A 19,338-nucleotide genomic window follows, 5' to 3' on the forward strand; every position below is an offset into this window, starting at 1 on the left:
GGCTGCAAGTGGTTGGTGGACGGACGCAGACCAAGGTAGCGACCAGGGTGGCCCTCCACGGTGGCGATGAAAAATGGATCGGCCCCTGGGCGTTTCGTTCCGTCGTACGGAAAAGCCTCCTGACAAGAAGGCCTGTGGCAGCTGCGCAACACTCTTGTATGCAAGAACGTATACGGGTCATCCATAAGGAGTGGGTGCGCTTGCCCCCTTGTGGGCAAGCAGGCGGGCGACGCCGATGCATGAGCGCCGGAACGCCGTCGCCGCAAGGCTTGCAGCCGGATGCCGGGACGTCCGCTTTGGTGCGGGGCGCGACGCGCACGCCTGCTCGCAGGGCATTACCAAAGCCGTATTGCCGGCATACGCGCGCCGGCATGTCCGGCCCCGGATTTCCCACGCAGCATCGGTCGCGTCTGGCCGTGCAAGAGCGTCCGTTGCACTTGCGGCCCCATGACTGTGGCCCGCGCAGCGGGTCGAGCATCCAGGGAGAAAGCAATGAAGAAAAGCCTGTTGGCCACCGCAGCGACGCTGGCGTGTGGTGCCGTGATGAGCAACGCCGCGCACGCGGCCGACTGGAGCGACACCTCGCTGAGCTGGCGCTACGGCCCCGACTTCACCGAGCCGGGCAACCCCAGCGACATCCGCAAGAACATCGTCGCCCTGACGCATGTGAGCGGCTACAAGTACGGCAGCAACTTCTTCAACGTGGACGTGCTGACCTCCGACAAGAAGGACCCGGCCAACAACTCCACCAACGGCGCGCAGGAAATCTATCTGGTCTACCAGACCCAGCTGCATCTCTCGAAGATCAGCAGCGTGAAACCCGCGATGGGCCCGATTGCCGACTACGCGCTGTCCGCCGGCTTCGACTTCAACGCCAAGAACGACGCCTTCGCGCCGCGCGTGCGCAAGTTCATGATCGGCCCGACCGTCAAGTTCGGCGGCGAATGGGGCTGGGCCGACCTGTCCCTGCTGTACTACAAGGAGAAGAACCACAATGGCATCGTCGGCGTGGCGGTGGACTTCGACCCGACTTGGCGTGTCGCTGGCGCCTGGGGCGTCAAGCTGCCCACCGGTCCGGTGCCGTTGTCCTTCAACGGCTTCTTCGCCGTCACCGGTGAAAAGGGCAAGGACGGTTTCGGCAACGACACCCACACGGAAACCCTGCTCAACATGTACCTGATGACCGACGTGAGCACCTATGCCGGCGCGCCCGGAAAGGTGTTGATCGGCCCCGGCTACGAGTACTGGAAGAACAAGTTCGGTTCCAGTCCCGACCTGCCCGGCAGCAAGACCAGCACGGCGATGATCAGGGTGGAATACCATTTCTGACCGTCTGCCAGCAGGGGTGTAGGCACTGGCTGCCACGTCGGCGGCCGTGCCTCGCGGCAGCGGCCCGCCGTGTGCGGGTGGCTGTCCTGGCACGGGCCTGCAGATAGGCGCCGCGCCATGGCCGGGATTGCTTTCGGCCACCGCTTTTCTGCCGCTGCCTGCAGCGGTTTGTCCCCCGGCGCAGGTCCATGCGCCTGCCGCCCTGGTGTTACGCGCGCATTCCTGTCCGCATGCCTAACATGCGGGCGGGGGCACCGGCGTCATCCACAGGTTGTTGTCCGCGTGTCTCCACCCGACCAGAACAACGAGGAGACAGGACACATGAAGACGGGACTCATCTGGCTGATGGCGATTGCCATCGGGGCGCTTGGCACCAGCAGCGCTTTTGCCGCCAACCGGCCGAAGAACTTCACCACGATATGCAACGAGGGCAAGACCTGCACGGTGCCACCATCGACCAACGTGGCCTTTGGTCGCGCTGACCAGTACTACTACAAGGTGCTTTCCGGCAGCTTCACCTGCGATGCGCAGACCTTCGGCGGGCGCGTCGCGGGTGGCGTCAACGAATGCTCGGTGCCGAACACCACCTGCGGCCTGCCCGGCAAGCCCGCCTGTGTGCCGATAGTGGAGGCCTACCCAGGCTGCGAGAAGCCGGTTGCTACCGCGAACGTGAACCTGACTTCGCCCATCATCGTTGCCGCCGGGCAGACCTTCGACGGCGGTAACCGCCGGTACACCTACCTGGGCGACGGCAGCCAGGGCGAAACCATGCCACCCGTATTCGTGCTGGAAGACGGCGCAACGCTGAAGAACGTCATCGTCGGCGCTTCAACGCCCGAGGGCATGGTGTGCAAGGGCAACTGCAACATCGAACACACCTGGTGGGAGAACCACGCAGCCTGGGCCGTGCGCGCGGATGGCGCTGCCGGCACCGTGGTCAACCTGTCCTGCGGTGCCGTGGCACGCGTGGAGAACGCGGTGCGCAATGACGGTCGCAGCCAGGTGAACATCAGCCGCTTCTTCGTCGGACCGGCCACCCGTCTGTACTCGTCGTGCGGCGCGTGTACCGACAACGGCGGACCACGCAGGCTGAACCTGACGGACGTCATCACGCGTGGCGTCGGCACCATTGCTGCCGTGAACGCGAACTACGGTGATGTCGCCACCATCCGCAGGCTGACCCTGCGCAACACCACCGGGTCGCCAACGACGGTGTGTCGCACGTTCAACGGCGTGGAACGCGGCCAGGGTGCGCCGGTGGCGCTGGCCGTGGAGTTCGGCACCGCGTCCTGCGACGTGATGCCGGCTGACGTGACGCGCATTGCGCCCAGCCAGATGACGCCGGCGACGACGCAATAGCGCTCATCGCCCGGCGAGCGTTCATCCTGGCGCTTGCGCCGGTTCGCATGAGTGTTCCAGCCGCACTGCGCCATGCAGGCGCAGTGCGGCCGGCAGCAGGACCCGTACCACGATGATCAGGGTCGAGTACCACTTCTGAGCCTGTACGGCCCGGCAAGAGAAGCCCGCCATCGGCGGGCTTTTTTCGTAGTGAGCAATCGTCTCCTGTGAAAGGCCGCAATGTGTTTATGGGGCCCGAGCCCTTGCTGTCCTTTCCTGCGCACCGCGCCAGCGGTCGCCCGGAAAAACGCGAATATCCCGGAAAAACATCAAAATGATGGTGTAGAGCCGTACCATGGGCCGTGAAGTGGGGGAGCGTCCCCTGCTTTCGTCAGAGCCCTGTCGTCCTGTGGAGCAACCGGTGAAAAAGGCCAGCCTGCTACTTCTTCCGTTTTTCGCTTTTGCCGCCAACGCCCAGGTGTACAAATGCACGAGCGCCAAGGGCACAACCACCTATCAATCGACGCCGTGCGTCGATGGCGAAACGGCGTCCGTGGCGAAGCCGGCTGCATCACCGTCTTCGCCGCCCTCCACCTCGCCCTCCACGTCGCCGTCCGGCTCCACACAAGGCCGATCCGCGCAAAGCGTCACTGTCGTGCCTGCCGGCCCCGGTGAGCGTCGCGTGCAGGTCCGTTACAGGACGAACGACGCCAACGCGGCTTGCGACGGCGCCCGCGCCATGCGCACTGCGGCGCTCGGTGCCGCCGGGGCGGCGGCCGACGCCGACCTGCGCAATCGACTGGACCGGGACGTGCAGAACGCCTGCAAGTAGGACGCCTTCGCTGTCTCCCGAAAGACGCCCCGCACTTGCCACTCACCGACATGCGTGGCGCAAGCAAGGCCCGCCCGCTGAGGCGGGCTTTTCTTTGTCATGCGCCGCTGCAATCATCACGGCAAACGCTGACGAGGAGCGGTGATGAAAGCGGAAGCGCAAGCGCAAACATCGGTACAAACGCCCATGCAGATGCAGACGCCGGCCAGCACGCCAGCCAATACGTCGCCAGGGGGCGAGGTCGACACCGCCACCGAGTACAGCGAAACGCTGACCAGCCTGCGCCACTACAGCAACCTGCGCTTCGCCATCTTCAGCGTGTTCGCGGCCATCACCGCTGCGTTGCTGGCCGCTGTCTATGGTCGTGACACGCCGCTGCCCGGCCCGGTCGACATCGCGCTGCGCCTCTTCGGCGTGCTCGTCACCGCGTCCTTCTGGTGGATCGAATTCACGCTGGACGGTTACATCTCCGCTTTTGCCCGCAAGGCGACAGCGCTGAACCCGCGTTCCCACCTGGCGGACCGACCGTCATTGCGGCGACGCGGCGTGCCCTGGGCCACCATGTCCTTGCATGTGGGTACGGCGGTGTTCTGGTTGCTGTCGATTGCGTGGGCAGCCTGACGCCACGACCGCGAACCACCGCTCCCCGGACCTGCCGCAGCACCGGGTGGGGACTCCGCTTCGGCCGCTGCTATTGCTTCAACTGGTAGCGCATCACCAGCAACCAGGGCTGCTGCAGGAGCGGTGGCGCTTCGTCGGGTGGTGCGTCCGCCATGTCCGTGGCGCCGGGGTTAGCCGCGATGAGGTGTATCGGCGCGGCGGGCGTGGGTGGCGCATCCGTCCAGCTGATGACACTCATCGATACCGCCTGCTGCACATTGCCGCCGATTGCGCGCACCGTGCGGCTGGCCGCATCGGTCGCGATCACGATGTCGCAATGCATGGGTGTGCGCCCGAACAGGATCTGCTGCGGGTTGCTCACCGGCACGGCCGCGTCGCGCGCACTGCAGATCATGTCGCCCGCCACCGGCATCGCCGGAAACGCCTCCACGCGATACGCCGGGTCCGGCAGGATGCCGTCGCGCGCATCTGCCACATACATGCTGTGCGCCTGCCCGGTCAGGAACTGGTCTTCACCCAGCCCTGCCTGCCGCAACACCCACGAGATGAACGCCGCCGACCACGCCCAGCGCGCCCCGGTGATCTGCACGCAGTCCGGGTCGCGCCCCAGCAGATGCCAGTAACGCACCGCCAGCGCGCAACCGTCAGCCGTCGCCTCCATGCCGCTGCCATCCGGGTAGCGCAGGCAGGGCACCTGCGTCGTCAGCCCCGCATCCGCCGCCGCACGGGCAGCCATGTACTCGGGCGGCAAGGGCAGGTTGCTCTCCGTCACGCAGGCCTGCCCTTGCGTCACATCCACCACCTGCCCACCCCAGCGCAGCCATTCCTGCAGCGCGATGTCGACGATGCGCTCGCGCGGTGTCAGCTCCGGCTTGATTGTCGGTGGCAGGCTGTCGTCGGCAATGGGGCGTGCCTGCGGCCGCACTGTGGTCGGCACCGTGCTGCAGGCGGCCAGCATGAGCAGAGAGGCGGCGACCACAGCATTGCGAAACGGAGCGAAGGACCGGTGGGTGATTGATTCCAAGGGCAATCAGGAAGTGGCAGGAGAGACAGGTCTGACGGCGTACACCGAGCAAGGGTTCAGCCAGCTCGTCCGAATGGCAATTCAGCTTGGCAATTCAGGTAAGGTCACAGCGACCCCGGATTTCAACAAGCTCAAGGAGCCCACGAATGTCGGACGATTGGATTCCCGTCACTCATGAGAATTGCGCACAGGTGCATGGCCCGTTCTACCACGGCACAAAGGCCGGGCTGGCCGTCGGCGATCTACTGACCATCGGGCATCCGTCCCATTTCGACAACGGGCGTGCGCTCAGGCACATCTACTTCTCGTCCCTCATGGAGCCCGCCATATGGGGAGCTGAGCTCGCAGTGTCCTTGTCGGGACTGGACGGCCGTGGCTACATATACATCGTCGAACCCACCGGGCCATTCGAGGACGATCCGAACGTCACGAACAAGAGATTCCCCGGCAATCCGACCAGGTCCTATCGCACCCACCAACCGCTGCGGATTGTCGGGTCGGTCGAAGACTGGCAAGGGCATCCCCCGGATGTGATCCGGAAAATGCTGGAGTCGCTGGACGAGCTGAGGCGCCGGGGCCTTGCCCTAATCGAGGATTAGATTGAGCGGGGTGTCCGCGCCGGCAGGAAAAGCAGCGCCGACGCCGCCTGACTGTGCGTCGCGGCCGACACCTTCCGCTCGTTCGCTAGCTACGCCAGGAACTGCCCCACCTCCGTCGCCGCCATCTCCCCGGGATGCCGCAGGCGATGAACCTGATGTAGGCTCGCACCCAGTACACATAAGCTTCTTCTGTGCGCAGGCTGTAGTGCATGTAGCGGATGCGTTCGCGCAAGCGGTCCAGCAGTCGCGCGGCCGTCAGAGGTCTGTTCTGTGAAGTGAGGTTTTTTCACGACTGTGCTGTGTAGAAATAATGCGGAATAGTCGTGAAGATGGAGACTGCAAGCGGGATGCAGAGGGTTGCTGGCGCGATCTTAGGGAGCACGCGCCGATGTTAGGCAGCAAAGCTGTTCCCTAAAACAAGTTAGGCACCAAAACGGGTGCGCCTCGCCATCGAAACAATCGCAGGCAATATGCCTCTGGAGAACGTACGTGAAGAGCTACGACTCACGAACCTACAGCATCAATGACTTTGTCGAGTGGGACGCTGCTAAGCAACTAGAGCTCAATCCAAAGTTCCAGCGCCGGCCAGTCTGGACCGACAAAGCGAAGAGCTTCCTCATCGACACAATTCTTCGCGGCAAGCCTATCCCGAAGGTCTTCATCCGCCAGAAGATCAATGTCACGACCAAGACTTCGATGCGCGAAGTCGTCGATGGGCAGCAACGCTTACGCACAATCCTCTCCTACATCAAGGATGGGTTCGTCGTGAGCAAACGACAAAACTCAACCTATGGCGGAATTCCGTTCAGCCAGCTGCCTGAAGAAGTCCAAGCGCAAGTCCTCGCATACGAAGTCTCAGTTGACCTGCTGATCAACCTTCCCGATGCCGAGATTCTTGACATCTTCAGCCGCCTCAATTCTTATGCTGTCGTCCTTAATGAACAGGAAAAAATAAACGCAGATCACTTTGGTCCATTCAAGGTCTTGGCTGACCGCATCGGCCACAAGTACTACGACTACTGGACGAAGCAAGGCATTCTGACTTCAAAGCAAATCATGCGAATGCTTGAGGTAAATCTAGTCGCTGACCTACTGATCGCGATGCTTGAAGGAATCAAATCGAAGAAGCAAGTCAAAAAGTTCTACGATCAATATGAGACAACTTTTGACCACGACACGGATGATCTTGAACAGAAGTTTGATCAGGTGGTCGTTTCAATTGGCGCTATTTATCCCGAAGGTTTGTCTGACACCGAATTTCGTCGCCCGCACCTGTACTACTCGCTCTTCACAGCCGTAGCACACCGCCAGTTCAATCTTCTTGGGTTGCCACCTGGGCCACATGGCGGCTACTCGGCTCCGGAGGTCGCTCGGAACGCACTTGAGCGAGTCGACGAGATATTCGCCGCCGCGGATCAAGATGAACTCTCCAAGAATGAAATCGCCTTCCTACGAGACTCTAGGCGAGCAACAACCGACGAAAAGGTTCGACTGCAGAGAACCGAGTTCCTCCTTGCGCTGATGAAGTGAGCCCACCATCGTGCCGATTGCCTTGGCGGTTGCCACCCTCACCGCAAATTGCACGCAGTGTGCGGCATTAATTTCCAATGCCCATCGACTTGATGCTGCTGGCGCTTTTATTTTCCCTCAGATTGATCGCGAACAGATCACCGAAGCTGGATTCCTAAACCTCTTTGTTGCATGGGAGAGCTTCCTAGAATCTGCATTTGGCCATCTCATGGTAGGAGCAGCAACCTTGTCCGGCGCCCTACCTGTTCGCTACGCCTCACCTCCGGGCAAAGACGTCGCTTTGCAGATGCTCACAGGGACGAATCGGTATTTCGATTTCGCTAATCACGACTTCGTCCGAAAGATGGCAGGGCTGTACTTTCAGAACGGACACCCCTTCGAACCTCATCTGAGCGCAATCGCGACCGACCTTGCAGATCTGAGAACAATGCGAAACGCCTCGGCGCACATATCCACCACAACTCAACGCGCACTAGAAGCACTTGCGCAGCGTATCTTTGGCGCTCCGCAGCCAGGCGTCAGCTTGTACACGGTGCTGACACGTGTCGACCCAAGGTCGGCAACAGGCAACACCGTCTTTGCAGAGGCCAGCAATAAGCTTCTAACAACAGCGCAGTTAATCGCCCAAGGGTAGTCTTCTCGTGCGAGTGGTTGCCTAACCCTTCAAGGGGACTGGCCTGCGGCCAGCCCGCTTACGTCAAACGGTAACAAGATGCATACCGTTCTTGACTCCCTGCACGAGCTCGAACTGGTGAGTACGACGTATGACGGTGTCAGCCTCACGGCACTCGTCGTTGAACTGGTTGTTGATGGTGGGGGACGCGTAAGTCAGGGAAGTCGCCGTTACGTCGTGAGCTTTCCAGCGCCGATTGCTTATGCCTTGACGGAGGAGTTTCCCGCCTCCTGTGCCGACTGGATCCGGGGGGAGGACGATGGTTTTCTCCGGAAGATCGACAATCCGTCATTGCGGGCCTCACTGGGACTGGATCTTGAACAGTTCCAGGGCAGTAAAGGTTACGCACTGATCACTGCACACGAAGTCCTCGTTGCGTACTGTGGCGGTGAGCCCGTCATCGTCGAGCAAGCTGGCTGACTCTTCGCGCCGCAGCCTTGCCTCGGCCGTCACTCATCACCGCCCCGGGCGTTGAGCCCGCTCGCGGGCCGTGCCTCATCTGCGCATCAGCTGGATGTGATTGATCCCGCGTGCCGGCTCACATCCTCGCTGGTTGGATCTCGCTTCCTTTCCCCCGGACGAAGGCTCCTGTTCCAGCGGCGTAGTCCCATCGCTCGACCTGACAGACGCCCGGTGTGGCGTGCTGACCCCAGCGCAGCAGGTTGACGGAGTTGGGGGCGCCGTCGCGCACGCGTGACGAGACGGCCGTGCCGGCCTGTACGGCCCACATCGGCCGCGCCAGATTGTCGAGGGGCATGACGTACGGCAGGTGGATGTGGCCGCCCATGACGATGTCGGCGCCCGCGGCGGCCCAGCGCTCCTGTGCGATGGAATGGCCGCGCAGCAGGTTGGGAATGTCCTCCGGGCGGGTGATGGCGATGGGTTGATGCACGACTACCACGCGCAGTTGTGCCGGTGCCGCCTGTTCCAGCAAGCGGGCTACGCGGTCGATCTGCGCTACGGAGACTTCGCCGTTCTTGTGGCGCCAGGCGCGTGTGGTGTTGACGCCGACCACCAGCAGCTCGGGCGAGCGGAACACGGGCTCCAGGTCATCGCCGAATGCGGCGGTATAGCGTGCGTAGGGGCGGCTCAGGCGCGTCCACAGGTCGAACAGCGGGATGTCGTGGTTGCCGGGCACGGCCAGCACCGGCACGCCGATGCGATCGGTGAAGGCGCGCGCTGCGCGGAATTGCGCGCGCCGCGCGCGCTGTGTGATGTCGCCGGACAGCACCAGCAGATCCGGTTGCTGCTGGTGCGCCAGCGCGACCAGTGCTTCGACGACCGGGGGCTGCTCGGTGCCGAAGTGGGTGTCGGAGACCTGTAGCAGGATGCTCATTGCGTGGCCCTGGTGTCGGCCATGGTGCCGGGGTCGGGCGAGGTGACGCCGTCATTACGCTGTGGCTTCAGCAGGTAGAGCGGTTGTTCCAGCACGCGCAGATCCAGCGGTGCGCGCATCTTCGTCACCTCGCCGTCGAAGGCGACCTTCATCCAGCGACGGCTTGTCGATCGCCTGGGCTTCACGACGAGGTGGTCGAACTCGAAGCTGTCGAGGGCGTCCGCTTTACCCAGGCGTGCCTGGGCGCCACTGAAGAGCAGGCGCAGCAGGGACAGCAGGCCGACCGGGCGCAACATCAGCGCGGCGAGGGTGCCATGGCCCGGTGTGCCGGCCAGGGTGTCGGGCGGTTCGGCGCCGAACTGCTGCAACTGCAAGCGGTTGTTGCCGACGAAGAGGGCCAGGGTCTGCACGTCGCGGACGCGGCCGCCCATTTCGATGTGCAGGTAGAGGCATCGCCGGGCGCGCAACAGCGTGGCGCAGGCGGCGACGAGTGCAATCCAGCGCTTGCGGCCGAAGCGCTGCTTGAAGGCTTCGCGGTCCTCCAGCAGGTCGGGGTAGAGACCGAGGCTGGCGTTGACCAGGAAGACGCGGTCGTTGATGCCGGCCACCTGCACCGGCATGGGGGCGGCGCGCAGCAGTTGCCGCACGGCCTCGGCCGGGTCTTCCGGGATGCCATGCGTGCGGGCGAAGTAGTTGAAGGTGCCCAGCGGCACCACGCCCAGGGGACAGCCCGCGGCATGGATGACCTGCGTCACGGCGTTGAGCGTGCCATCGCCGCCGACCGAGACGACGGCCGTGCGGGTAGCCAGCGCCCGCTGCACCGCGTCGCGCGCCACGTCGGTGATCGCGTCGGGCGAGCAGAAGTGCAGCTCGCCACGTCGGCCTTCCGCCTGCAGCGTGGACTCGATGATCTGGCGCATGGCGTCGGCATCCTTGCTGCCGGCTGCGCCGTTGATGACGAACTGGACGGGGGCCGAGGGGTCGAGCTGGAGATGGTCAGCCATAGGTAGCGACGGTAGCGGCGAGTGTGGGGGAGGGATTCAATCGCGTTGCAGCAGGTCGCCGAAGACGGCTTGCGCGCCGTCGCGGCGGTCCTCGCCGGGTGCGTCGTACAGCACCAGCCAGCGGGTCGTGCCTGCACTCAATGCGGGCGGCAGTTCGCAGATGGCCTCGGCCTTGTTGGTGCCGCGGCCATGGGGCAGGGAGGTTGACTCGATGAGGGATCCCGCGAGCGCCGCGCCCAGCGCGTCGCCGAAAGTCACCGGCTCACGGTTGCCGGCCAGCGCGGCGCGCGCACCGGTCCACTTGAACAGGCGGACCTCGCCATCCAGCACCATCGTCGGCCCGGCAAGGATGTAGAGGTCGTCACCCGCGAAGTTCAGGTCGCGCACGCCCAGGCCCTCCAGTTGCAGGAAGTGCTTGCGGACCAACGTGCCATCGTCATCCAGCGGGGCGAGCCGCAGCTCGTCGTCGCAGGTGTCGACCTCGATTTCCAGCAACGCAGACCAGCCGCGCAGCACCGGGCCGCGCAGGCCGAGCAGCAGCCGGTTGCCGCACACTGCCAGGCCTTCCACGTCGAAGCCGTTGTCCTTGCCGGGGATGGCCATGTAGGGGCCGAAGTGCGGGTCGTCGGCCAGCGCGCGGGTCAGCAGGTTGGCCTCGGCGTCGCCCTTCAGGCGCTGCGCCTTGCGCCCGTCGCGGGCACGCCGTACCAGGGGGGGGGCGCCCTGTTCATCCGGCTCGATGGGCAGACGGGCGAGCAGGCGCCGGTTGGCGTCCAGCGTCACCCTGGCCAGGCGTTTCGCGTTGTCGGCATGGCTGCGGCCGGCCTTGGTGTTCTTGCGCTTCAGGCCGTGCGAGCCCACCACCCACAGAAAGCCGTCGGCCACCGCCATGCCTTCGATGTCGGCTTCTTCGTCGGCGTCGCCGGGCAGGTCGAGCAGGGCGGCGAGCGGAAAGTCGCGCACCTCGCCAAAGCGCAGCGACTCGTCGCCCACGGGGTCGAGCTGGCGCAGGCGGTCCACGCCGCAGGCCTCGTCGCCGGCCACCCACAGCCAGTTGTCGGTGAAGGCCGCGGCGGACAAGTTGGACTGGACCAGCGAGCCGGGCGCGAACTCCAGGCGGACGGCGTTGGCGGATCGGGAATTCGGCATGGGTGCTTCTCCACGTGGGTGACCGTCATGCATCGGGTTAAGGAGTGATGGGGTGATGCGGCCACGGGTTCAAGATCAGGTTCACGGTCATTCTCCCCGGACGATGCGCACAGTGCCATCGGACGCCGCTGACATCCGATTCCGCCGCCGATTACCGGCAAGCCGGCGGCGGACGGCCAAGCTTCATACATGTTCTAACAACACCCATGAAAGCGGGGCACATCATGTTCGGTTACCTGGCCATTGCCATTACCGCCGTCCTTTCCGGATGGCTCGGCTTCCACACGCTGGAGATCGGTTCGCCGGTGCTGGCCGCGGTGTGGTTCTTCATCGCGGGCATCCTGGCCAGCTTCATGCTGGCCTTGGCGATGCGCGACGCCGTGGATCTGCATCATCACCAGAGCCGACATTCATGACGGGCCGCGCAGCCGGCTGGCGCCCGTCGCGTAGTCTGGCGGCGCGCCTGTGTGCCGTGGTGGCGAGTTTCGGTCTGTGCCTGGCAGGTGCCAATGCGCAGCAACAAGCGCCGGGCGAGGCGCGCGAACCTGCGTCGGTGACCAACTTCCAGCCGAAGCGCTACCTGGGCCGCTGGCACGAGATCGCGCGCCTGCCCAACCGCTTCCAGAAAGAGTGCGCGGCCTATGTAACCGCCGATTACGCGGCGCTGGAGGATGGCGACATCCGCGTGACCAACCGCTGCCAGAAGGCGGATGGCTCCACCATCGTGGCCGAGGGACGCGCGCGCCAGCCTGACTCCCGGCTGGCGCAGCTGCGGGTGAGCTTCCTGCCGGACTGGTTGCGCTGGCTGCCCTTCACCGAGGCGGACTACTGGGTGCTGGCCCTGTCGCCGGACTACCGGTACGCGCTGGTGGGGACACCGGGCCGTGACTACCTGTGGGTGCTCTCGCGCACGCCGACGCTGCCCGCGGAGGTGACGCAGGCGCTGTTGCTGGAAGCGGCCGCGATGGGTTATCCGGCCGACCAGGTGCAGATGACGAAGCAGACACCGTAGCGCGCCCGATCGGCCTCGCGCTGAAGACAAAGGCCGCTGGTTTTGCCAGCGGCCTTTGTCATTTCAAGTTACCTGGGGTGCGCGCTCAGTGGGCCGGCTGGGCCCGGCGGCGCCACCACAGGCCGAGCCCACCCGCCGCCAGCAGCGCCAGCGACGCGGGTGCCGGCACGTTGCCACCGCCGTTGCCGTCGTCGGGCAGCACGTTGATCCGCAGCGTGCGGTCCGGCGTCCAGGACACTTCTTCACCGGCGGCGTCTAGCGCAGTGATGGTGAAGCCGTCGCCGAAGTACTCGCCGATGGGCGCATTGCCGCCCAGCGGGTTGTAGGTGCCCAGCAGGAAGTCCATGCCCTGGCCCGGGTTCAGCACCACACCGGCGAACTGGCCGAGGATGTCGGCAAAGCTGAAGCTGTAGGGCAGGTCCACCGGCGGACCCATGAAGGCGCCCAGGATATTGCTGCCGAGCAGGGCCTCGGTCGAATACACCGGGTTGTGCAGCCGGGCCGTGAGCTGCACGCCCTGGCTCTGGGTGACGGTGTGCTCGTAGCTGTCCAGGCCCCATTCGAGGTACAGGGTGGCTCGCGCCGGGGTGGCCGCGAGCAGCGTCGCGGCCAGCAGGCTGCCAGCGCAGAGGCCGCGGGTGAGGGTGAAGGTGAGGGTGAGGGTGTTGCGAAGGGTCATGATGCTCTCCATGTTGATGAAAACTCCGGGGGTGCCAGGCACCGCGCGGCGGAGTATGGAGAGAGACGGGCAGGCGCTCATCGCCCGGACGGGCCATTAGGAAATTCTTAGGCAGCCCCTGCCCGAAGGGCCGCAAGCCTTAGGGATTCCGTACCGCTTCCTTAGGGATTGCTTAAGGATGACCGCTGGGGAACGGGGCTGCACAAGGCGCCGTCGAGGGGCAGGGACGACGTGGCTGCGGCCAGCCCAGCTCACTCGTCGAGCGGCCCGTTGCTGTCGCTGGCGGCACCCGGTGCGCACAGGCTCGCGTCCAGCGTGGCCAGCCAGCGGGCCTTGTCGGCAGTCGACGCAAAACTCGCGTCGATGCTGTTGCGCGCAAGCTGGTACCACACCGTGCGGTCGAAGTTGAACGCAGCCTGCACGGCGCGGATGTTGTCGCCGAGGTAACCCCCGAAGTACGCCGGGTCGTCGCTGTTGATCGTCACGCAGGCACCGGCCGCCAGCAGCTTCGGCAGGCTGTGCTGGCGCATGTCGTCGAACACGCACAGGCGCACGTTGGACAGCGGGCACACGGTGAGCGGTACACGTTCGCGCGCGACGCGCTCCAGCACCGCGGGGTCGTCCACCGAGCGGACACCGTGGTCGATGCGGTTCACCTTCAGCAGGTCCAGCGCCTCGGTGATGAAGGCGGGCGGACCTTCCTCGCCGGCATGCGCCACCACCGGCTTGCCGAGCGCGCGGCAGGCCGCGTACAGGCGCACGAACTTCGATGGCGGATGGCCGACTTCAGACGAGTCCAGTCCGAAGGCCAGCACGTGCTGCATGAAGGGCTTCGCCTCCTCCAGCGTGGCGAGGCATTCGTCTTCCGACAGGTGGCGCAGGAAGCACAGGATCAGACCGGTGCTGATGCCGTATTCCTTCTCGCCCGCCGCGATGCCAGCGAGGAAGCCGTCGAACACCACCTGCATCGGAATGCCACGCGCGGTATGCGTCTGCGGATCGAACATCACCTCGGCGCGCACCACGCCATCGGCATGCGCACGACGCAGGTAGGCCAGCATCAGGTCGTGAAAGTCCTGCTCCGTGCGCAGCACGTCGGCGCAGGCGTAGTACAGATCCAGGAAGCTTTGCAGGTTGCTGAAATCGTAGGCGGCGCGCAGGGCATCGACCGACGCGAACGGAAAATCGATGCCGTTGCGCTGCGCCAGCGCGAAAGCCAGCTCGGGCTCCAGGCTGCCTTCGATGTGCATGTGCAGTTCGGCCTTGGGGGCGCGAAGTGCGAAGTCGAGTACGGAGTCGGACATGGCGATTCCTTTCTTTATAGAGGCGTGCTGCGTGCGGGACTCAGCCGCCTGGCATGAAGCTCTTGCCCAAGGATGCGGGCAGGTTGAGCTGCAGCAGCTTGCGGTCGCGCGAGATGAGCACCAGCACCAGCACGGTGGCGGCGTAGGGGATCGCGGACATCAGTTGCGAGGGCACGCGGATGCCCAGGCCTTGCGCATGCAGTTGCAGGATGGTCATGCCACCGAACAGGTAGGCACCCAGCATCAGGCGACCGGGCTTCCAGGTGGCGAACACGACCAGCGCGACAGCAATCCAGCCGCGGCCGGCGCTCATGTTCTGCACCCACAGCGGGGTGTACACGGTGGACAGGTAGGCGCCGGCGATGCCCGCCATCGCACCGCCGAACAGCACCGCGCCGTAGCGGATGGCGATCACCGGGTAGCCGATGGCGTGGGCGGATTCCGGCGACTCGCCGACCGCTTTCAGCAACAGGCCGAGGCGGGTCTTCGCCAGCACCCAGGCGACGATGACGGCGACCGCCCAGGACAGGTACACCACCCAGTCCTGGTGGAACAGGATGCGGCCGATGACCGGGATGTCGGACAGCAGCGGGATGTCCAGCGGCTTCAGGCCGGGCAGGCTGTAGCTGACGAAGCTCTGGCCGATGAAGGCCGACAGGCCGATGCCGAAGATGGTGAGTGCCAGCCCGGCCGCAGCCTGGTTGGCACCCAGCGACAGCGACAGAATGGCGAACAGCGTGGCCGCCAGTGTGCCGGCCGCGGCACCGGCGATCAGACCGGCGCCGGCACCGCCACCGGTCTGCGTGGCGAAGGCGAAGCCGGCGATGGCGCCGATCAGCATCATGCCTTCCACACCCAGGTTGATGACGCCGCTCTTCTCGGCCACCAGTTCGCCCAGGCCGGCGAACACCAGCGGCGTGGCGGCGGCCAGGGTGCCGGCGAGGATGGGGATGAGGTGGTCGATCATGCGGCCTCCTGGACCGGGACGGCGGGCTTGGTGGCGACGACGGCGCGGCGTTTGCGACGGCGCAGGCGGTAGTCGATGAAGGCGTCGCAACCTAGCAGGAAGAACAGCAGCATGCCCTGGAACAGGCCGGTGATCGCGGCCGGCAGTTGCAGCGCGAGTTGCGCCTGTTCGCCGCCGAGGTAGAGCAGCGCCATCAACAGGCCGGCGCCGACGATGCCGACCGGATGCAGGCGGCCAATCCACGCCACGATGATGGCCGCGTAGCCATAGCCCGGCGAGATGTTGAGGTTGAGCTGGCCGATGGGGCCGGCCACTTCCGCGATGCCGGCCAGGCCTGCGGTGAGGCCGGACAGGGTGAGGGCGAACCACACCGTGCGCTTCGACGAGAAGCCGGCGTAGCGTGCCGCCGCCGGCGCTTCGCCGCCCACCGTGATGGCGTAGGCCAGCAGGCTCTTCTTGGTGAACAGGTAGAACGCCGCCACCGCCGCCAGCGTGATGAAGATGGAGGTATTGATGCGCAGGCCGTCGGCCAGCATGGAGAACTGCGAGGTGGCGGCGAACATCACCGTCTGCGGGAAGTTCATGCCGCCGGGGTCTTTCCACGGCCCGCTGACCAGCCAGGACAGCAGGAAGCTGGCGACGTAGGCCAGCATCAGCGTGGTGAGGGTTTCCTCGGCGTTGAAGCGGGTCTTCAGCAGTGCGGGTAGCGCCCCCCACAGTGCGCCGCCCAGCGCGCCGGCCAGCACCATCGCCGGCAGGGCGAAGCTGCTGCCGGTGCCTTCGAACAGCAGGGCCACGCCACCGCCGAAGATGGCGCCCATGATGAGCTGGCCTTCCGCACCGATGTTGTAGATGCGCGCCTTGAAGCCGATGGCCAGGCCCTGCGCGATGAGGATCAGCGGGCTGGCCTTGAGCAGCAGCTCGCTCCAGCCATAGGCGGAATTCAGCGGATCGATGAAGAACACGCGGAAGGCTTCCAGCGGGTCCTTCTTCAGCGCGATGAACAGCAGCGAACCGACGAACAGGGTGAGCAGTACCGCCAGCGCGGGCGAGGCCCAGCGCATGATGACGGACGGGTTGGCACGGGGCTCAAGCAGGTGCATGGCTGCCCCCTTGCGCGCTTTGGCCAGAAACGTGATCGGCGAAGAGGCCGGACATCTTCAGGCCGATGGCCTCGGCATCGGTCTGTTGCTTGGGCACGGCCTCCGACAGCTTGCCGCCAGCCAGCACCGCGATGCGGTCGCAGATCTCGAACAACTCTTCCAGCTCCTCGGAAATCACCAGCACCGCCACGCCCTGGCGCGACAGGTCGATCAGCGTCTGGCGCAGGAAGGCCGAGGCGCCGACGTCCACGCCCCAGGTGGGCTGGGCGACGATCATCAGCTTCGGGGTCTGCATGATCTCGCGGCCGACGATGAACTTCTGCAGGTTGCCACCGGACAGCGAACGCGCTGCCGATGCCGCGCCACCCGTGCGCACGTCGAAGCGCGCGATGTCGCGGGTGGCGAACTCCTTCGCTGCGCCGTAGTTCACCAGGCCGTTCTTCACCATGCCCTGGCGGTGCGCCGTCAGCAGTGCGTTGTCGGTCAGGCTCAGCGAGGGCACGGCACCGCGGCCGAGACGCTCTTCCGGCACGAAGACCAGGCCGAGGTCACGGCGTTGGGCTGCGTTCATTGCGCCCACCGCCTTGTCGCCTAGCCTCACCATGTCGTTCGTGACCGGCACTTCGCCGGACAGCGCGGCCAGCAGCTCCGCCTGGCCGTTACCGGAGATACCTGCGATGCCGACGATCTCGCCGCTGTTCACCGTCAGGTCGATGCCTTCCAGCGGCGTGCCGAAGGGGTCGTCGGTGGGTTGCGTCAGCCCGCGTACCTGCAGCACCGGTGCGGACACGCCGGTGTAGGGCTCGGCATGGCAGACCGGCAGCTCGCGGCCGATCATCATGCGCGCCATGCTGGCGGGGGTTTCGTTGCGCGGCGTGGCGTGGCCGGTCACCTTGCCACCGCGCATCACGGTGGCGGTGTCGCAGAGCTCCTGGATCTCGTGCAGCTTGTGGCTGATGTAGAGGATGCTCACCCCCTCGCTGGCGAGCTGGCGCAGCGTCTCGAACAGCTTGCGCACCGCCTGCGGCGTGAGCACCGAGGTGGGCTCGTCGAGGATCAGCAATTGCGGGTTCTGCAGCAGGCAGCGCACGATCTCCACGCGCTGGCGCTCGCCCACCGACAGGCTGTGCACCAGGCGGCCGGGGTCCAGTGGCAGGCCGTATTTTTCCGACACGCTCTTCACGCGTTCGGCGAGTGCCGGCAGGTCGAATTTTCCACCGATGACCAGCGCGATGTTCTCCACCACCGACAGCGTCTCGAACAGCGAGAAGTGCTGGAACACCATGCCGATACCCAGCGCGCGGGCGGCCGCCGGGTTGGCGATATGCACCTGGCGGCCGTTCCACATGATCTCGCCGGCGTCGGCATGCACCGCGCCGTAGATGACCTTCATCAGCGTGCTCTTGCCCGCGCCGTTCTCGCCCAGCACGGCGTGGATCTCGCCGGGCATGACGGTCAGGCTCACGTCGTCGTTGGCGACGACGCTGGGGTAACGCTTGGTGATGTGCAGCAGTTGCAGGCGGGGTTCGCCGGCGGGCGGCGGATGGTCGAGCGGCGCTGTGGTCAGCATGAGTTCCGTTCAGTCGTGGCTGGTGCGGCGGTGGACGGGGCGGCAGGACTTCCGTGAATTTGCAGCAACTGCGCGGCGACTGCAACGGCAATTGCTTCGGGTCGCTTGCTGGTGATGCCGGCCACGCCGATGGGGCAGGTGAGGCGCGAGGTGTCCAGGCCCCGCGCCTGCAGGCGGCGCAGGAAGCCGACACGTTTGCTCTGCGAGCCGATCAGGCCGCAGAAAGCGTAATCGTCGCGGCGCAGGATGCGCGCCACCACGTCGAAATCGATGGCATGGCTGTGCGTCATCACCAGGAACAGGCTGCCGGGTGGCGCGGCATCGACCTCGCGCGCCGGATCCTCGCTGACGACGTGGTCGACGCCCGGAGGCGGCGGGGTGTCGAAGGCATCGTCGCGTGAATCGATCCAGGTGAGCTGGGCGCCCAGGGGCGGGAGCAGTTGCGCCAGGGCCTTGCCGACGTGGCCTGCGCCGAACAGCCAGACCGGGAAGGGCTGCAGCTGCAGCGGTTGCGACAGTTGCCAGTCATCACCCATCTGCAGCAGGGTGCCGGCGCTCACATCGGTGTGCTCCCCGGCATCCCGCCCGGAACTGAATTCACTGGCGCGGTCGTGTGCCAGCCGGCGCACCACCCGCTCGCCACGCGACACGCGGGCCGCACAGCCCTGCCAGCCGAGGATGGCGCTGGCTTCGATGCGCTCGAAGGCCAGCCACACCACGCCGCCGCAACACTGGCCCAGGCGTGCGCCCAGCGGGAAGCGATGCAGGTCGGTATCAGTACGCCGCGCCAGCATGTCGCGTGCGTGCGCAATGGCCTCCCATTCCAGGTGGCCGCCACCGATGGTGTCCGCCGTGTCCTGCAGGCTCACCAGCATGCCCGCACCTTCCTCGCGCGGCGCGGAGCCCTCGGTGTGCGCCACCGTCACCAGCACCTGGGTGCCCTGCAGGCGCAGGCGGGGGAGCAGGGTGCGCAGCCAGTTCATGGGGTGACCTCACTGGAGGAAGGGTGAACGTGGCTAGGGCGAGGAATGCATGTGTTCGGGAACTGCCCTTCGACAAGCTCAGGGCACGGCGTGGCCGTTGGCTGCGGTCCCTGAGCCTGTCGAAGGGGTCGAAGCCAACCTGCCGAGGCCCTACGCTCTGGCGGTAATGACGAGGGTGTTTGACCGTCGTCGCACGTTCGATGCGCTGTGGTCCGCCTGCGCTGAATCGCAGCAGGGTAGGTTGGGTTGAGCGTAGCGAAGCCCAACACCAGACCCTCGCATGGT

At 65.5% G+C, this 19,338-nt stretch carries 22 protein-coding genes; 11 read left to right on the forward strand and 11 right to left on the reverse strand.

Features of this window, described 5'->3' with window-relative positions; translation table 11 throughout:
* The first annotated feature begins 492 nt into the window (after positions 1-492).
* From VVD47_RS18660 to VVD47_RS18675, 4 genes are all read left to right on the forward strand, one after another.
* The gene (locus tag VVD47_RS18660; RefSeq protein ID WP_327605024.1) at positions 493-1,329 is read left to right on the forward strand and encodes a hypothetical protein; all 837 of its coding nucleotides are present in this window, start codon (positions 493-495) and stop codon (positions 1,327-1,329) included.
* A 321-nt stretch (positions 1,330-1,650) separates the two neighbouring features.
* Positions 1,651-2,688, forward strand: coding sequence for a pectate lyase (locus VVD47_RS18665; RefSeq protein ID WP_327605025.1), 1,038 nt, complete (start codon positions 1,651-1,653; stop codon positions 2,686-2,688).
* Between the two features lie 400 nt (positions 2,689-3,088).
* Positions 3,089-3,499: a DUF4124 domain-containing protein gene (locus tag VVD47_RS18670; RefSeq protein ID WP_327605026.1), complete on the forward strand. Its 411-nt coding sequence runs from the start codon at positions 3,089-3,091 to the stop codon at positions 3,497-3,499.
* Positions 3,500-3,685: 186 nt separating this feature from the next.
* A complete protein-coding gene (locus VVD47_RS18675; RefSeq protein ID WP_327605027.1) occupies positions 3,686-4,120 on the forward strand; it encodes a hypothetical protein in 435 nt (144 codons plus the stop codon).
* A gap of 70 nt (positions 4,121-4,190) precedes the next feature.
* On the opposite strand, the gene VVD47_RS18680 is transcribed toward VVD47_RS18675, so the two are convergent.
* The gene (locus VVD47_RS18680; protein ID WP_327605028.1) at positions 4,191-5,078 is read right to left on the reverse strand and encodes a DUF2272 domain-containing protein; all 888 of its coding nucleotides are present in this window, start codon (positions 5,076-5,078) and stop codon (positions 4,191-4,193) included.
* Between VVD47_RS18680 and VVD47_RS18685 the strand changes: the two genes are divergently transcribed.
* A complete protein-coding gene (locus VVD47_RS18685; protein WP_327605029.1) occupies positions 5,077-5,322 on the forward strand; it encodes a hypothetical protein in 246 nt (81 codons plus the stop codon). The genes VVD47_RS18680 and VVD47_RS18685 overlap by 2 nt on opposite strands.
* Positions 5,291-5,743: an NAD(+)--rifampin ADP-ribosyltransferase gene (gene arr, locus VVD47_RS18690; protein ID WP_327605030.1), complete on the forward strand. Its 453-nt coding sequence runs from the start codon at positions 5,291-5,293 to the stop codon at positions 5,741-5,743. The genes VVD47_RS18685 and arr overlap by 32 nt, the downstream gene beginning before the upstream one ends.
* 85 nt (positions 5,744-5,828) lie before the next feature.
* Here arr and VVD47_RS18695 read toward each other — a convergent pair whose 3' ends face one another.
* Positions 5,829-5,954 (reverse strand): hypothetical protein, encoded by a 126-nt coding sequence (locus tag VVD47_RS18695; protein WP_443080998.1) that lies wholly within the window; start codon positions 5,952-5,954, stop codon positions 5,829-5,831.
* A gap of 278 nt (positions 5,955-6,232) precedes the next feature.
* Between VVD47_RS18695 and VVD47_RS18700 the strand changes: the two genes are divergently transcribed.
* From VVD47_RS18700 to VVD47_RS18710, 3 genes are all read left to right on the forward strand, one after another.
* Positions 6,233-7,273: a DUF262 domain-containing protein gene (locus VVD47_RS18700; RefSeq protein ID WP_327605031.1), complete on the forward strand. Its 1,041-nt coding sequence runs from the start codon at positions 6,233-6,235 to the stop codon at positions 7,271-7,273.
* A 10-nt stretch (positions 7,274-7,283) separates the two neighbouring features.
* A complete protein-coding gene (locus VVD47_RS18705; protein WP_327605032.1) occupies positions 7,284-7,907 on the forward strand; it encodes a hypothetical protein in 624 nt (207 codons plus the stop codon).
* 78 nt (positions 7,908-7,985) lie between these two features.
* Complete coding sequence (locus tag VVD47_RS18710; protein WP_327605033.1) at positions 7,986-8,366, forward strand: hypothetical protein; 381 nt, start codon at positions 7,986-7,988, stop codon at positions 8,364-8,366.
* Between the two features lie 118 nt (positions 8,367-8,484).
* Here VVD47_RS18710 and VVD47_RS18715 read toward each other — a convergent pair whose 3' ends face one another.
* The 3 genes from VVD47_RS18715 to VVD47_RS18725 are packed head-to-tail and all read right to left on the reverse strand — an operon-like array spanning position 8,485 to position 11,435.
* The gene (locus VVD47_RS18715) at positions 8,485-9,282 is read right to left on the reverse strand and encodes a metallophosphoesterase family protein (RefSeq protein WP_327605034.1); all 798 of its coding nucleotides are present in this window, start codon (positions 9,280-9,282) and stop codon (positions 8,485-8,487) included.
* Complete coding sequence (locus VVD47_RS18720; RefSeq protein WP_327605035.1) at positions 9,279-10,286, reverse strand: diacylglycerol/lipid kinase family protein; 1,008 nt, start codon at positions 10,284-10,286, stop codon at positions 9,279-9,281. Before VVD47_RS18720 ends, VVD47_RS18715 begins: the two co-directional genes overlap by 4 nt.
* 36 nt (positions 10,287-10,322) lie before the next feature.
* Positions 10,323-11,435 carry a DUF3616 domain-containing protein gene (locus VVD47_RS18725; protein ID WP_327605036.1) on the reverse strand — a complete coding sequence of 371 codons (1,113 nt, stop codon included), beginning with the start codon at positions 11,433-11,435 and terminating at the stop codon, positions 10,323-10,325.
* A 224-nt stretch (positions 11,436-11,659) separates the two neighbouring features.
* Here VVD47_RS18725 and VVD47_RS18730 point away from each other — a divergent pair, with 224 nt between their 5' ends.
* A complete protein-coding gene (locus tag VVD47_RS18730) occupies positions 11,660-11,851 on the forward strand; it encodes a hypothetical protein (protein WP_327605037.1) in 192 nt (63 codons plus the stop codon).
* Entirely contained in the window at positions 11,848-12,447 is a 600-nt protein-coding gene (locus VVD47_RS18735) for a lipocalin family protein (RefSeq protein WP_327605038.1), read from the forward strand. The genes VVD47_RS18730 and VVD47_RS18735 overlap by 4 nt, the downstream gene beginning before the upstream one ends.
* A gap of 85 nt (positions 12,448-12,532) precedes the next feature.
* Here VVD47_RS18735 and VVD47_RS18740 read toward each other — a convergent pair whose 3' ends face one another.
* From VVD47_RS18740 to xdhC, 6 genes are all read right to left on the reverse strand, one after another.
* Positions 12,533-13,126: a PEP-CTERM sorting domain-containing protein gene (locus VVD47_RS18740; RefSeq protein WP_327605039.1), complete on the reverse strand. Its 594-nt coding sequence runs from the start codon at positions 13,124-13,126 to the stop codon at positions 12,533-12,535.
* A 251-nt stretch (positions 13,127-13,377) separates the two neighbouring features.
* Entirely contained in the window at positions 13,378-14,430 is a 1,053-nt protein-coding gene (locus VVD47_RS18745; RefSeq protein ID WP_327605040.1) for an adenosine deaminase, read from the reverse strand.
* Between the two features lie 40 nt (positions 14,431-14,470).
* Complete coding sequence (locus VVD47_RS18750; RefSeq protein WP_327605041.1) at positions 14,471-15,397, reverse strand: ABC transporter permease; 927 nt, start codon at positions 15,395-15,397, stop codon at positions 14,471-14,473.
* Entirely contained in the window at positions 15,394-16,500 is a 1,107-nt protein-coding gene (locus VVD47_RS18755) for an ABC transporter permease (protein ID WP_327605042.1), read from the reverse strand. The genes VVD47_RS18750 and VVD47_RS18755 overlap by 4 nt, the downstream gene beginning before the upstream one ends.
* On the reverse strand, positions 16,487-18,070 hold the full coding sequence (locus VVD47_RS18760; RefSeq protein ID WP_327605043.1) for an ABC transporter ATP-binding protein: 1,584 nt from the start codon (positions 18,068-18,070) through the stop codon (positions 16,487-16,489). The genes VVD47_RS18755 and VVD47_RS18760 overlap by 14 nt, the downstream gene beginning before the upstream one ends.
* Positions 18,064-19,053 carry a xanthine dehydrogenase accessory protein XdhC gene (gene xdhC / locus VVD47_RS18765; protein ID WP_327605044.1) on the reverse strand — a complete coding sequence of 330 codons (990 nt, stop codon included), beginning with the start codon at positions 19,051-19,053 and terminating at the stop codon, positions 18,064-18,066. The genes VVD47_RS18760 and xdhC overlap by 7 nt, the downstream gene beginning before the upstream one ends.
* Positions 19,054-19,338: the final 285 nt, after the last annotated feature.

Origin of the sequence: Uliginosibacterium sp. H1, assembly GCF_036017065.1 — a bacterium.
GTDB lineage: Bacteria > Pseudomonadota > Gammaproteobacteria > Burkholderiales > Rhodocyclaceae > Uliginosibacterium.